This window comes from Streptomyces sp. NPDC056160 (assembly GCF_042268205.1).
Classification (GTDB): Bacteria; Actinomycetota; Actinomycetes; order Streptomycetales; family Streptomycetaceae; genus Streptomyces.
Window position 1 is genome coordinate 68,283 of sequence record NZ_JBHJUW010000013.1, and the last position, 13,569, is coordinate 81,851.

General features: G+C 74.5%; 10 protein-coding genes. 3 read left to right on the forward strand and 7 right to left on the reverse strand.

The genetic code is table 11. The features are described 5' to 3' along the window. Nucleotides 1-170: 170 nt before the first annotated feature. The 5 genes from ACFC02_RS07315 to ACFC02_RS07335 form a co-directional block, all read right to left on the reverse strand. Nucleotides 171-1,298 (reverse strand): cell division initiation protein, encoded by a 1,128-nt coding sequence (locus tag ACFC02_RS07315; protein WP_376353456.1) that lies wholly within the window; start codon nt 1,296-1,298, stop codon nt 171-173. Between the two features lie 99 nt (nt 1,299-1,397). Continuing rightward, nucleotides 1,398-1,877, reverse strand: coding sequence for a pantetheine-phosphate adenylyltransferase (coaD, locus tag ACFC02_RS07320; RefSeq protein ID WP_360975135.1), 480 nt, complete (start codon nt 1,875-1,877; stop codon nt 1,398-1,400). 26 nt (nt 1,878-1,903) lie between these two features. Next, nucleotides 1,904-2,491 carry a 16S rRNA (guanine(966)-N(2))-methyltransferase RsmD gene (gene rsmD / locus ACFC02_RS07325; RefSeq protein ID WP_376353459.1) on the reverse strand — a complete coding sequence of 196 codons (588 nt, stop codon included), beginning with the start codon at nt 2,489-2,491 and terminating at the stop codon, nt 1,904-1,906. 79 nt (nt 2,492-2,570) lie between these two features. Next, nucleotides 2,571-4,823 carry an ATP-dependent DNA helicase RecG gene (gene recG, locus ACFC02_RS07330; RefSeq protein WP_376353462.1) on the reverse strand — a complete coding sequence of 751 codons (2,253 nt, stop codon included), beginning with the start codon at nt 4,821-4,823 and terminating at the stop codon, nt 2,571-2,573. 123 nt (nt 4,824-4,946) lie between these two features. Next, nucleotides 4,947-6,818 carry a DAK2 domain-containing protein gene (locus tag ACFC02_RS07335; RefSeq protein ID WP_376353524.1) on the reverse strand — a complete coding sequence of 624 codons (1,872 nt, stop codon included), beginning with the start codon at nt 6,816-6,818 and terminating at the stop codon, nt 4,947-4,949. A 267-nt stretch (nt 6,819-7,085) separates the two neighbouring features. Between ACFC02_RS07335 and rpmB the strand changes: the two genes are divergently transcribed. The 3 genes from rpmB (at nt 7,086) to ACFC02_RS07350 (ending at nt 11,665) form a co-directional block, all read left to right on the forward strand. Next, complete coding sequence (rpmB, locus tag ACFC02_RS07340; RefSeq protein WP_003993230.1) at nt 7,086-7,271, forward strand: 50S ribosomal protein L28; 186 nt, start codon at nt 7,086-7,088, stop codon at nt 7,269-7,271. A 120-nt stretch (nt 7,272-7,391) separates the two neighbouring features. After that, entirely contained in the window at nt 7,392-10,415 is a 3,024-nt protein-coding gene (locus ACFC02_RS07345; RefSeq protein ID WP_376353465.1) for a BTAD domain-containing putative transcriptional regulator, read from the forward strand. Nucleotides 10,416-10,450: 35 nt separating this feature from the next. Continuing rightward, entirely contained in the window at nt 10,451-11,665 is a 1,215-nt protein-coding gene (locus ACFC02_RS07350) for an FAD-dependent monooxygenase (protein WP_376353468.1), read from the forward strand. Here ACFC02_RS07350 and thiD read toward each other — a convergent pair. Continuing rightward, a complete protein-coding gene (gene thiD, locus ACFC02_RS07355) occupies nt 11,650-12,459 on the reverse strand; it encodes a bifunctional hydroxymethylpyrimidine kinase/phosphomethylpyrimidine kinase (RefSeq protein WP_376353471.1) in 810 nt (269 codons plus the stop codon). The genes ACFC02_RS07350 and thiD overlap by 16 nt on opposite strands. Then, nucleotides 12,456-13,421, reverse strand: a complete 966-nt coding sequence (locus ACFC02_RS07360) for a thiamine-phosphate kinase (protein ID WP_360975061.1) — start codon at nt 13,419-13,421, stop codon at nt 12,456-12,458. The genes thiD and ACFC02_RS07360 overlap by 4 nt, the downstream gene beginning before the upstream one ends. Nucleotides 13,422-13,569: the final 148 nt, after the last annotated feature.

Here is a 13,569-nt window from a genome sequence, read left to right on the forward strand (position 1 = left end):
GGTTTCCGAACTCGGAGGGACGCCGCCTCGGTGGTGTACCCGGGCAGCGCTGACCGCGCACTTACGCGCGACCGAAGAGCCAGGATACTTGACCTTTCGCTCTCGGCCCAATCCGGCCCCCGGCGGGCGGACCGGGACGAACGGGCAGCGCGAGGGGAGGCGGCCGGGAGCTACAGGCCGCGGCCCTGCTCGTAGGCCCGCAGCTGTTCGGCGCTGATCATGCCGGTGTCGAAGAGGCTGGTCTCGTCGAGCGCGTACCCCTGGTGGGGCTGGTCCTGTTGGGGCTGGTGAGCCTGGTGCACCTCGTGCGCCTGCTGGGGCTGGTGCGGGTCGTAGGCGCCGGTCTGCTGGGCGTCGTAGCCCTGGAAGGCGGCGCCTGGCGCCGGGGCGTAGCCGGGGGCGGAGGAGTAGGGATCGGCCTGCTGGTAGCCGTAGGGGTCGGCCTGCTGGCCGCCGTAGTCCTGCTGGTAGCCGCCGCCGTAGGGGGCGGGCTGCGCGGGCTGCTGCTGGTAGCCGTAGGCCGGCTGCGGCTCGTACGCCGGCTGCTGCGGCCGCTCGGCGGCCGGGGCGGCGGGGCTCTCGGTGAGGTCCGCGAGGCCCGCGAGGTAGTCGGCGTCGCTGGAGTGCTGCACGGTGGAGGTGTCGTCGGCGAGGGCGCCGAGGTCGTCGGTGGCGATCCGGCCGTGCAGCTTCTGCCGTCCGCGGCCGACGGCCTCCAGTGTCTTGGCGAGCACGGCTTCGAAGGCGCCCAGCTTGGCGTCGACGTAGGCGTCGGCGTCGCGGCGCAGCGTCTCGGGGTCATGGCTGCGCTCGGGGGCGTCCTCGTCCTCGTAGCCGTCCTCGTTCAGGCCGGGGCCGGTGCCGAGCAGCTTCTCCCGGCCGCGCCCGACCGAGCCGAGGGTCTTGGTGAGGACCACCTCGAAGTTGGCGAGCTTGGAGTCGACGTAGTCGTCGGCCTCGGCGCGGACCTCCTCGGCCTCGCGCCGGGCCTCGGTGAGGATCCGGTCGGCCTCGGCCTGGGAGCGGCGGGCGACCTCGGTGTCGGAGATCAGCGAGCCGCGCTCGGCGTGTGCGGTCTCGATGATCCGTTCGGCCTCGCGCCGGGCCTCCTCGACCATCTGCTCGCGGTCGCCGATCAGCTCCTGGGCCTGCGCGAGCGAGCCGGGCAGCGCCTGGCGCACCTGGTCGAGCAGCGCGAGCAGGTCGGCGCGGTTGACCACGCACGACGCCGACATGGGCATGGACCGGGCGCCGGAGACCGTGGTCACGATCTCGTCGAGCTTCTTCTGCACGTCCACGGTGTGCTCGCCACTCCCTACCGATGTGCGGGTAACGGACGGGACGACTGTACGACCATGGGGCTGCCGCCGGACACCGGGTGACGGGCCGTCAGGACGTCACTTCTCCTCCAGCCGCGCGGTCAGCGCCGCCAGGACGACGTCGGGCACCAGGTGGGCGACGTCGCCGCCCCAGGCCGCGACCTCCTTGACCAGGGAGGACGACAGGAAGCTGTAAGTGGGGTTGGTCGGCACGAAGAGCGTCTCGACGCCCGAGAGGCCGTTGTTCATCTGGGCCATCTGCAGCTCGTAGTCGAAGTCGCTGACCGCGCGCAGGCCCTTGACGATGGCCGGGATGTCGCGCTGCTTGCAGAAGTCGACGAGGAGGCCGTGGAAGGACTCGACGCGGACGTTGCCGTAGTCGGCGGTGACCTGGCGGATGAGGTCGATGCGCTCCTCGATCTCGAACAGGCCCTTCTTGGACTGGTTGATCATCACCGCCACGTAGACCTCGTCGTACAGGCGGGAGGCGCGGGCAATGATGTCGAGGTGCCCGTTGGTGATCGGGTCGAACGACCCGGGACAGACGGCGCGGCGCACTTGAGATCCCTCGCTCTCCGGTCCGGTCATCGTGCGTCTTCGCACGTAGAGGCGGCGCGACCGTACCAAAACGTTCCCTCGCCGTAGCGGCGGGACCGGATGGCGTCGAAGCCGGGCGGCCACCCGAACTCGCCGCCTCTGGTGCTGCGCTCCACGGTGACGAGGGCTTGTGCGGCGAGCCACCCCTGCGAGCGGAGTGTGAGCAGGATCTCCCGAAGATCGTCGTCGGAGACGGTGTACGGCGGGTCGAGGAAGACGATGTCGTACGGGTCGGCCGGGGGCGGTGACTGGACGACCTGCTCCGCCCGGGCCGCCCGCACCTCGGCGCCGGGCAGACCGAGGGACTTCACGTTCTCCCGGACGGTGCGGGCGGCGCGGGCGTCGGCCTCGACGAGGAGGGTGTGGCCGGCGCCGCGGGACAGGGCCTCCAGGCCGACGGCGCCCGAGCCCGCGTACAGGTCGAGGACCCGTTCACCGTCGAGCGGGCCGCCGAGCAGGGACTGCCAGGTGGAGAGCAGGCCTTCGCGCGCGCGGTCGGAGGTGGGCCGGGTACGGCCTCCCTGCGGGACGGCCAGTCGACGTCCGCCGGCCCTGCCGGCGATCACGCGGGTCATCTGAGGTCCTTGGTTGTGAGCGGCTTTGCGTTCAGTGTGGCTGGTCGCGCGGTTCGGCGCGTCCCTGGGGCGGTGTGGTTCAGCCCTTCTCCAGGTACTGCTCCCTCTCCTCGTCCAGCAGGGCCTCCAGGGCCGTGCGCAGGCCGGGCAGGTGCTCCAGGTCGGGGTCGGCGGCGACCACCGCGGCGGCCTCCTCGCGCGCCTCGGCGATGATCTCCTCGTCCTCGATGACGGCGAGCACCCGCAGGCTGGTGCGGGCGCCGGACTGGGCCTGGCCGAGGACGTCGCCCTCGCGGCGCTGTTCGAGGTCGATGCGGGAGAGTTCGAAGCCGTCGAGGGTGGCCGCCACCGCGTTCAGCCGCTGGCGGGCGGCGCTCGCCTCGGGCATCTCGGTGACCAGCAGGCACAGGCCCGGCGCCGAGCCGCGGCCGACGCGTCCGCGCAGCTGGTGCAGCTGGGAGACGCCGAAGCGGTCGGCGTCCGTGATCACCATCACGGTGGCGTTGGGGACGTTGACGCCGACCTCGATGACGGTGGTGGCGACCAGCACGTCGGTGTCGCCCGCGGCGAAGCGGCGCATGACCGCGTCCTTGTCGTCGGGCTGCATCCTGCCGTGCAGCACCTCGACCCGCAATCCCTCCAGGGGGCCCTTGGCGAGCTGGTCGGCAACGTCCAGGACGGCGAGCGGCGGGCGCCTGTCGGCCGTCTCCGCGGACTCGGCGGACTCCCCCGCCGCCGCGGACTTCGCCGGCTTCTTCCCGGCGGTCCTCTTCGGGTCGTCCTCCTCGTCGCCGATGCGCGGGCAGACGACGTACGCCTGGTGGCCGGCGGCCACCTCCTCGCGCACCCGCTCCCAGGCGCGCGCGAGGAAGTGCGGCTTGTCGGCGGCCGGGACGACATGGCTGGCGATGGGCGAGCGGCCCGCCGGGAGCTGGTCCAGTACGGACGTCTCCAGGTCGCCGAAGACGGTCATCGCGACCGTACGCGGGATGGGTGTGGCGGTCATGACCAGCAGGTGCGGCGGTTGCTTCCCCTTGCCGCGCAGGGCGTCGCGCTGCTCGACGCCGAAGCGGTGCTGCTCGTCCACGACGACGAGTCCCAGGTCGTGGAACTGGACCTTGTCCTCGATCAGCGCATGCGTGCCGATCACGAGGCCGGCCTCGCCGGTGGCCAGGTCCAGCAGGGCGCGCCGGCGGGCGGCGGCGCCCATGGAACCGGTGAGCAGCACCACTTTGGTGGCGTCCTCGGCCCCGCCCAGCATGCCTCCTTCGGCCAGCTCGCCCATCATCTCGGTGACCGACCGGTGGTGCTGCTGGGCGAGCACTTCGGTGGGCGCGAGCATCGCGGCCTGCCCGCCCGCGTCGACGACGGCGAGCATGGCGCGCAGGGCGACCAGGGTCTTGCCCGAACCCACCTCGCCCTGGAGCAGCCGGTGCATCGGGTGGTCGGTGGCGAGGTCGTCGAAGATCTCCCGGGAGACCTTCTGCTGGCCGTCGGTGAGGGTGAAGGGCAGCCGGTCGTCGAAGGCGGCGAGGAGACCGTCGGGGCGGGGGCGGCGGGCGACGGCCGGGAGCTGGGCGTCGGCGTGCCGCCGGCGGGCCAGGGCGACCTGGAGGACGAAGGCCTCGTCCCACTTCAGGCGGGCGCGGGCGTCGGCGATGTCCGCCTTGGTGTGCGGGCGGTGGATCTTGAGCAGGGCCTCGGGGAGGGGGACCAGGCCGCGCCCGGCGCGGAGGGTGCCGGGCAGCGGGTCGACGGCCTCCTGGGCGCTGGGCAGGACGGTCTGGACGGCCTTGCCGATCTTCCAGGACTCCAGTTTGGCGGTGGCCGGGTAGATCGGGATGAGGGCGCCGGCCCAGGACTCGACGGCCTCCTCGGTGCCGCCCTCGATCAGCTCGTAGGCCGGGTGGGCCAGCTGGAGCCGCCGGTTGAAGACGGAGACCTTGCCGGCGAACATCGCGCGCGTGCCCGGCAGGAGGTCCTTGTGGGGCTTGTGCACGCCGTTGCCGAAGAAGACCAGCTGGAGCCGGCCGCTGCCGTCGGTGATCGTCACCTCCAGGCGCTGGCCCTTGCCGCGCGGCGCCCGTGCGGAGGCGAAGGTGTGCAGTCGGGCGTCGGCGACCTGGGCGACCACCGTGACGTGCTCGTCCATGGGGAGGTCGGCGAGGTGGGTGAGCTGGCCCCGCTCCTCGTATCTGCGGGGGTAGTGGTGGAGCAGGTCGCCCACGGAGTGCAGGCCGAGGTGCTCGGCCATCACCTTCGCGGTGGCGGGGCCGAGCACCGACTTCAGCGGTTGTCGCAGGGGTTCTTTCAGCGCGGGCACGAGATCCATTGCACACCACGGCACTGACAATGCCGTAGACCTCCTGGCCTCGGCCGTGCAGGTCCTGGCAGGATCCCGGCCGTCGGGGCCGTGCCGGGGCCCCGGCAGGACCCCGGCCGGCGCAGCGTGCCGCTACTCGACGCCGACGAGCAGCAGCGCGCCCTGCCGGCCGCCCCGGTAGACGACCGTGTCGACGGCCAGGCAGGTCTCGCGGACGTGGGCTTCCAGGTGGTCGGCGACGGTGTCCGGGACCTCGTCGCCCAGGACGAGGGTGACCAGTTCGCCGCCGGCCGCGAGCATCCGGTCCAGGACGGTGCGGGCGGTGGCGGTGACGTCGGGGCCGATCACGGCCACGTCGCCGTCGACGAGTCCGAGGACGTCACCGGCCTGGCAGATGCCGGCGCTGGTCCACGACCGGTGCTCGGCGACGGTGACCTCGGCGTGGCGGGTGGCGCCGGCCGCCGAGGTCATGGCGACGACGTCCTCGTCGAAGCGGCGGCCGGGCTCGTGCACGGCGAGGGCGGCGATGCCCTGGACCGCCGAGCGGGTCGGGATGAGGGCGACGCGGATGCCCTCGCCACGGGCCTGCTCGGCCGCCGCGGCGGCGGTGTCGCGCAGTTCGGCGTCGTTGGGCAGCAGGACCACCTCGCGCGCGTGGGCCCGCCGCAGCGCCTCCACCAGCTCGCCGCTGGCCGGCGGTTCCCCGGGGCGGGCGAGCACCGTGGTCGCCCCGGCCTCGGTGCACAGCGCGGCCAGGCCCTCGCCGGGGACGACGGCCACCACGGCACGCTGGGCGGGCTCGCGCGGCAAACGCTCGGCGGCGCCCGCGGTGTGCACGTCGCCCGCGCCGAAGTGGGTGATCCGGATCCGGTGCGGGCGGCCGGCCTCCACGCCCGCCTCCACGGCGGCGCCGGCGTCGTCCACGTGCACGTGCACGTTCCACAGACCGTCGCCGCCGACCACGACCAGGGAGTCCCCGAGCGCGTCGAGCCGCTGCCGCAGCCGGGCGACGGCGCAGTCCTCGGCCTCCAGGAGGTAGATCACCTCGAAGGCCGGGCCGCCGCTGCCGGAGGCGGAGCCGGTGGGCACGTCGGCGGGGGGCGGGCAGGGGGCGGACGGCACGGCGGGAACCGGCCGGCCGGACGGATCGGGCAGGGCGGACGGATCGGACGGTCCCGGCGTCGCGGAAGTCTCCGAAGCCGGGGACGACGGGGCCGGGGAGGTTTCCGTCGCGCGCGCGTGCGGCACCGCCGGGTGGTCCCCGTGCGCCCTGGCCGGCGCCTGTCCGGCGCCTTCCGCCCCCGGCTGCTGCCCGGCCGCCCGCGCCGCCCCCCGGCCGGCGGGCGTCTCGCCCGTGAACGTCTCCACCAGGGCCGCGAGGACGGCCACCAGCCCGCGTCCGCCCGCGTCGACCACCCCGGCGCGCTCCAGGACGGCCAGCTGGCCGGGGGTCGCGGCCAGGGCGGTGCGCGCGCCTTCGTAGGCGGCCCGCGCGACCGCCCCGCAGTCGCCCTCCGTGCCGGTGGCCGCGTCGGCTGCGGCCGAGGCGACCGACAGGACCGTGCCCTCCACGGGGTGGGCCACGGCCTGCCGGGCGGAGTCGGCGGCGCGTCGCAGGGCGAGCCGCAGGCCGTGTCCGTCGGTGCGGGCACTGTCGCCGTCGGCGGCGAGCACCTCCGCCATGCCGCGCAGCAGCTGGGCGAGGATCGTCCCGGAGTTGCCGCGCGCGCCGATGAGCGCCCCGTGCGCCATCGCCCGCGCGGCCTCGGCGAGCGAGGGGCCGCCGGGGGCGGTGCCGCCCGTCTCGTGGCCCGCGAAGACGGCCTCGACCGCAGCGGCGGCGGACTCGGCGGTCAGGTAGAGGTTGGTGCCGGTGTCGCCGTCGGCCACGGGATAGACGTTGATCGCGTCGATCTCCTCGCGCGCCCGTCCCAGGGCGCGCAGGGCCAGGCCGCACCAGGTGCGCACCGCCGGCGCGTCGAACGTCTGCGCCACCTGCGCCACCTGCGCCTCCTCGATCTGCTGGGCCGGACGGCAGCGTAGACCCAGGGGCGGCGCCCGCCGGAAGAGGGCCGGGGCGGGCCCCTGAGCCGCCATGGTAGTTTCGTTGTACGGGAGCAGGCGTTGTATGCTGCTCCGGTTGCCCGATCCCGATCGGGCTCTTCCCCCTGGCACCGCCACTCAGATTCAGCGTGCTCTCCGAGCCTCCGGATCCTGATCCCGGCATGCCGGGATCAACCGTAAGTGCATCTGAAGTCTTTGGAGTGACCCGTGGCTGCCAACTGCGACGTCTGCGGCAAGGGGCCGGGCTTCGGCAACAACATCTCGCACTCGCACCGCCGTACGTCCCGTCGCTGGAACCCGAACATCCAGCGTGTGCGTACCGTGGTGGGCGGGACGCCGAAGCGCGTGAACGCTTGCACCTCGTGCATCAAGGCCGGCAAGGTCTCGCGCTGACGCTCAGCTGAGCGCGCGGCCACTGCCGGTTCGCTGCACTGAGCCGGTCCACCTCAGGTGGGCCGGCTTTTTGCCGTACCCGGGCGCCCGGCGCCCCGCCCGCCTGCCAGAATCCGGGGAATGCGCTTCGGCATCCTGGGACCGCTGGACATCCGCACCGACGACGGGACCCCCCTCGACCCCGGCGGCCCGCGCCCCCGCGCGCTGCTCACGCTGCTGCTCCTGGACGCGGGCCGCGCGGTCACCGCGGAGCGCCTGACCGACGGCCTCTACGGGGCCGAGCCGCCCGCGGGCGCGGCCAACGCCCTCCAGTCGCAGATCTCCCGGCTGCGCAGGCGCCTCGCCCCGCACACGAGTGTCGAGGCCGTCGCCGCCGGCTACCGGATCGCCGCCGCCCCCGACACCGTCGACGCCCACCGTTTCGAGTTCCTGGCCGGTGCGGGCCGCAGCGCCCTCACCTCGGGGGACCACGCGCGCGCCGCCGGCATGCTGCGCGAGGCGCTCGCCCTGTGGCGCGGCCCGGCCCTGCCGGACCTGCCCGACGCGCACGCCGAGACGGCCCGGCTGGAGGAGCTGCGGCTGGCCGCCGTACAGGACCGCGTCGAGGCGGATCTCGCGCTCGGCGGCGGTCCCGCGCTGGTGCCGGAGCTGCGCGCGCTGCTGGCCGCGCACCCGCTGAGCGAGCGGCTGCACGGACAGCTGATGCGGGCCCTGCACCTGGCCGGGCGGCCCGCCGAGGCACTGACGGCGTACGAGCGGGCCCGGCGCATCCTCGCCGACGAGCTGGGTGCGAACCCGTCGCCGGAGCTGTCCGCCCTGCACCTGGACCTGCTCCGCGGGCAGGACCCCGCCCCGCGCGCGAGGGGGCTGCCCGCGCAGCTGACGCGGTTCGTCGGCCGGGACGCCGAACTGTCCCGTATCGCCGCCCACCTCACCGACCCCGGTTCGCGCCTGGTCACCCTCACCGGTCCCGGCGGGGCGGGCAAGACGCGGCTCGCGATCGAGGCGGCCCGGCCCCACGGCGAGGCGTGCCTGGTCGAGCTGGCCCCGCTGGCCGAGGGCGCGCGGATCCCGTACGCCGTGCTGACGGCCCTCGGGATACGGGAGGGCTTCCGCACCCCCACGACCGACGTCACGGACCGGCTGCTGACCGCCCTGGAGGAGCGCGAGGTGCTGCTGGTACTGGACAACTGCGAACACGTGATCGAAGACGCGGCGCGGATCGCCGGACTGCTGCTGGGCTCCTGCCCCGGGGTGCGGATCCTCGCCACCAGCCGGGAGGCCCTCGGCATCACCGGTGAGGTGCTGGTCGCGGTGGCGTCGCTGCCGCCGGAGCCGGCCGAGCGGCTGTTCCTGGACCGGGCGCGGGCCGTGCGGCCCGGTTTCACGGGCCACCCGCGCCTGCCCGACATCTGCGCTGCCCTGGACGGGCTGCCGCTGGCCATCGAACTGGCGGCGGCGCGGCTGTGGACGCTGGAGCCGCAGGAGCTGGCCGACCGCCTGGACGACCGGTTCCGGCTGCTGAACCGCGGCGACCGCACCAAGGCGCCCCGGCACCGCACCCTGCGGGCCGTCGTGGAGTGGAGCTGGGACCTGCTGGACGCCGAGGAGCGGGAGCTGGCCGCGCGGCTCAGCGTGTTCTGCGGGGGCGCCACGGCCGAAGCCGTCCAGGCCGTCTGCCAGGTGCCGTACCCGGAGGACCTGCTGGCCTCGCTGGTGGAGAAGTCGTTCTGCGAGGTGTCCGGCGGGCGTTACCGGATGCTGGAGACCATCCGCGCGTTCGCCGCGGAGCGGGCCGCGGCTGACGGGGAGCCGACCGGGCTGCGGGACGCGCACGCCGCGTACTTCCTGCGGCTGGCCGAGCGGGCCGAGCCCTGTCTGCGCGGGGCCGGGCAGCTGCCCTGGCTGGCCGGGCTGACCGCCGAGCACGCCGACCTGGACACGGCGCTGCGCCACCTCGCCCGCCGGGACCACGCGGGCGCCCTGCGCCTGATGGCCCTGCTGTCGTGGTTCTGGCGGCTGCGCGGACTGCACGGCGAGCAGGTGCCGACCGCACGCGCGCTGCTGGCGGCGGTGGGCGGGACGCCCCCGCCGGGCCTGGCGGAGGAGTACGCCGTGTGCGCGATGAACGCGCTCTCCGGTGACAGCGGCGATCCGGACGCCGACGAACGGCTCCGCGCGCGCGTGGAGGACGTCATGGACGCCTGCGAGGGTCCCCTGCGGCTGCCGTACCTCCTCGTGCTGTGGTCGTTGGTGGCGGGCCCCAGACCCGCCACCAACGGGCGGGCCCACGGCCAGGCGGGCGACGACCCGTGGGCGCGCGCCCTGCTGGACATGGGGCTCGGCTACCAGGCGCAGTTCGCCGGCCGGGCCGACCTGGCCGAGGAGCGGGTCACGCGGGCGCTGGCGGGCTTCAGGGCGACCGGGGACCGGTGGGGCATGGGCAACTGCCTGGACATGCTGGGCCTGTACGCCCACACGCGCGGGCAGTGGCGGCGGGCGCTGGAGCTGCTGGACGAGGGGCTCGTGCACGTGCGGGAGCTGGCCGCGCCGGAGGAGACCGCCGATCTGCTGCGCAGCCGGGCCACCGTGCTGCTGGGCCGGGGCCGGGCGGACGAGGCGGCGGCGGACTTCGAGCAGGCGCTGGCGCTGGCCCGGACCGCCGGGGCCGCCGACAAGGTCGCGGGCGCGCGACGCGGCCTCGGTGACACGGCCCGGCTGGCGGGCGACACGGCACGCGCGCGCGTGCACTACGAACGTGCCCTCCAGGAGTGCGCCGAGACCTGGTTCAGCGTGGGCGAGACGGTGCGCATCCTCATCGGGCTGGGGCGCACGGCGGCCGCCGAGGGCCAGGAGGAGGACGCGCGCGAGTGGTTTTGCCAGGCCGTCGTCGCCGCCGGGGACGGACCGGGCGTCCTCGAACTCGCCGAGGCGGCCGAGGCGCTGGCCTGCACGGCCCCCACTGCCGAGCGGGCGGCGGAGCTGCTGGGCGCGGGGGCGGGCCTGCGGGGCGCCCCCGCGCAGGGGGACCCCGATGTCCTACGGACCGTGCGGGACGTGCGCGCGCGGCTGGCGCCCCCGGCGTACGCGCAGGCCTTCGAGCGGGGCGTACGCCTGCGGTCGGCGGCGGTCAGCGAACGGTAGGCGGACGGTCAGCGCCCTTGCCGAGGCTGTGGCCCATGACGAACCGCACCAGAGGCCACAGCCTCGCCCACCTGAACGTCCTCGTCTCCGGCGCCAGCGTCGCCGGCCCCGCCCTCGCCCTGAACCTCGCCCGGTACGGGGCCCGGGTCACCGTCGTCGAGAAGGCGCCCGACCTGCGTGGCGGCGGCTTCGCCGTCGACTTCCGCGGCCATGTGCACCGCAGGGTGCTCACCGAGATGGGCATCTGGGACGAGATCCACGCCCGCCGGACGCACATGGGCCCGCAGCGCGTCGTCGACGCCGACGGGACCCCGCGCGTGGACCTGCCCGCCGAGATGATGAGCGGCGACGTGGAGATCTTCCGCGGCGACCTGGCGCGGATCATGTACGAACGCACCCGGGAGCACGCGGAGTACGTCTTCGGGGACTCCGTCGCCACGCTCACCGACACCGCGGACGGCGTCGACGTCACCTTCGAGCAAAGCGCGCCGCGCCGCTTCGACATCGTCGTCGGCGCGGACGGACTGCACTCCCGCACCCGCCGCCTCGTCTTCGGTGACGAAGCCCGCCACCTGCGCTTCCTCGACCACTACGTGGCCGGTTTCCCGGTCCCCAACCACCTGGGCCTGCGCCGCAGCGGGCTCCTGTACAGCGAGCCCGGCCGGGCGGTCTGCCTCGGCAACTACGACGGCGACCCGGACCGGGCGGGCGCCCTGCTGGTCTTCCGGTCCGAGGAACTGGCGTACGACCGCCGCGACGCGGCCGGGCAGAAGCGGATCCTGGTTGAGCGGTTCGCGGGCATGGGCTGGGAGACTCCCCGCGTCCTGGAGGCGCTCGAGGAGACCGACGACCTGTACTTCGACGCGATCGCGCAGATCCACCTCGACCGGCTCACCGAGGGGCGGGTGGCGCTGCTCGGGGACGCCGGGTACGGCGCCACCATGGGCGGCATGGGCACGGGTGTGGCGGTCGTCGGCGCCTATGTGCTGGCCGGTGAACTGGCCCTCGCGGGCGGCGATCACCGGGTGGCGTTCGCCGCGTACGAGCGCCGGATCGGGGACTTCGCCAAGGGCTGCCAGAAGACCTCGGGCAACGCGGGCCCGTTCTTCGCGCCGCCCACCGAGCGCCGCATCCGCAGCCGGGACCGGATGTACCGGCTGCTCGCCTCGCGGATGCTGGGCGGCTTCTTCAAGCGGCTCACCGAGAAGGCGGCCACCGCGATCGAGCTGCCGGACTACCCGGCGGCGTGAGGCTCCCGGAACCTCCAGCCGTGGTCCACGGGGCCGATCCCGCCGCCGAGGGCGAACCCGGCCGCGATCGCCCCGGTGACGTAGGCCTTGGCGGCCGTCACCGCCTCGGGCACGGACTGCCCCTTGGCGAGCTGCGAGGCGATCGCGGAGGCCAGGGTGCAGCCCGTGCCGTGGGTGTGCCGGTTGTCGTGGCGCGGAGCGCGCAGCCAGTGCTCCTCACGGCCGTCGGTGAGCAGGTCGACGGCGTCTCCCGCGAGGTGGCCGCCCTTGATCAGCACCCACGCCGGCCCGTACTCCAGTACGGCCGCCGCCGCCTCGCGCAGCTGCTCCTCCGACGTGACCTCGACGCCGGACAGTTGGGCGACCTCGTCGAGGTTCGGGGTGGCCACGGTCGCGGTGGGCAGCAGCTTGGTGCGGACCGACTCCAGGGCGGAGGCGGCCAGCAGCGGATCGCCGTGCTTGGAGACGCCGACGGGGTCGACGACCACCGGCGCGTCCGTCCCGGCGAGCAACGCGGCGACCGTCTCGACCAGTTCCGCCGAGGACAGCATCCCGGTCTTGACCGCCTGGACGCCGATGTCGTCGGCGACGCTGCGGTACTGGGCCCGGACGGCCGCCGCGGGCAGCTCCCAGGCGCCCTGCACGCCGAGCGAGTTCTGCGCGGTGACCGCGGTGATCACGCTCATGCCGTGCACGCCGAGGGCGAGCATCGTCTTCAGGTCGGCCTGGATGCCGGCGCCGCCGCCGGAGTCGGAGCCGGCCACGGTGAGCACACGAGGGGGTGCGGCGCTCATGACTCGATGTCCCCGAAGTGGTCCCAGCCGCCCTTTTTCGTCCAGGGGGCGCCGTCGACCGTGACCTGGGGCAGGGCCGAGGGGTTGAGCACTTCGCCGATCACCTTCCAGCGGGCCGGCAGCTTCACGTCCGGGGGGAAGGTCGCCACGATCGCGTGGTCCTCTCCCCCGGTCAGCACCCACTGCAGCGGGTCGACGCCGACGGCCTGCCCGATGTCGTTCATCTGCGAGGGGATGTCGATGGCGCCGGAGCGGACGTCGATGCGGACCTTGCTGGCCTCCGCGATGTGGCCGAGGTCCGCGATGAGTCCGTCGCTGACGTCGCACATCGCGGTCGCGCCGAGCCCGGCGGCGGCGGGTCCGGCGTGGTACGGCGGTTCGGGCCTGCGGTGGGCCTCGACGAAGGCGCGCGGCGAGCGGAAGCCGCGGGAGAGCACGGCGTATCCGGCGGCGGACCAGCCCAGCCAGCCGGTGACGGCGACCAGGTCGCCGGGCTGGGCGCCCGCGCGGGTCACCGGCTCGTGGTTGCGCAGATCACCGAGGGCGGTGATCGACACCATGATCGTGTCCCCGCGGACCACGTCGCCGCCGACCACGGAGGCCCCGGCGACCTGGCACTCGTCGCGCAGGCCGTCCATCATCTCGGTGGGCCAGGTGACCGGCAGTTCGGCGGGGACGACCAGGCCGAGCAGCAGCGCGGTCGGTACGGCGCCCATGGCGGCGATGTCGGCGAGGTTCTGCGCGGCGGCCTTGCGGCCCACGTCGTACGCCGTGGACCAGTCGCGGCGGAAGTGCCGCCCCTCCAGGAGTATGTCGGTGCTCGCCACGACCCTGCGGTCGGGGGCGGCGACCACCGCGGCGTCGTCGCCGGGGCCGACCCGGACCGCCGGGGTGGTGGTGAGACGGGAGGTGAGCTCCCTGATGAGCCCGAACTCCCCGAGCTCACCAACAGTGCCCTTCATTGCCCTTACGCCCCTTCTGTCCCTGTGCGTTCCCGGTCGGGTTCCCACTCGCGCGTGCGCGCGGGCCTCGTTACGGTCGTGGTGTCCGTCAACTTCAGTCCTACCTGCACCCCGGCGCGCGGACCACGTCGGTCAGGGTCTCCCCGTG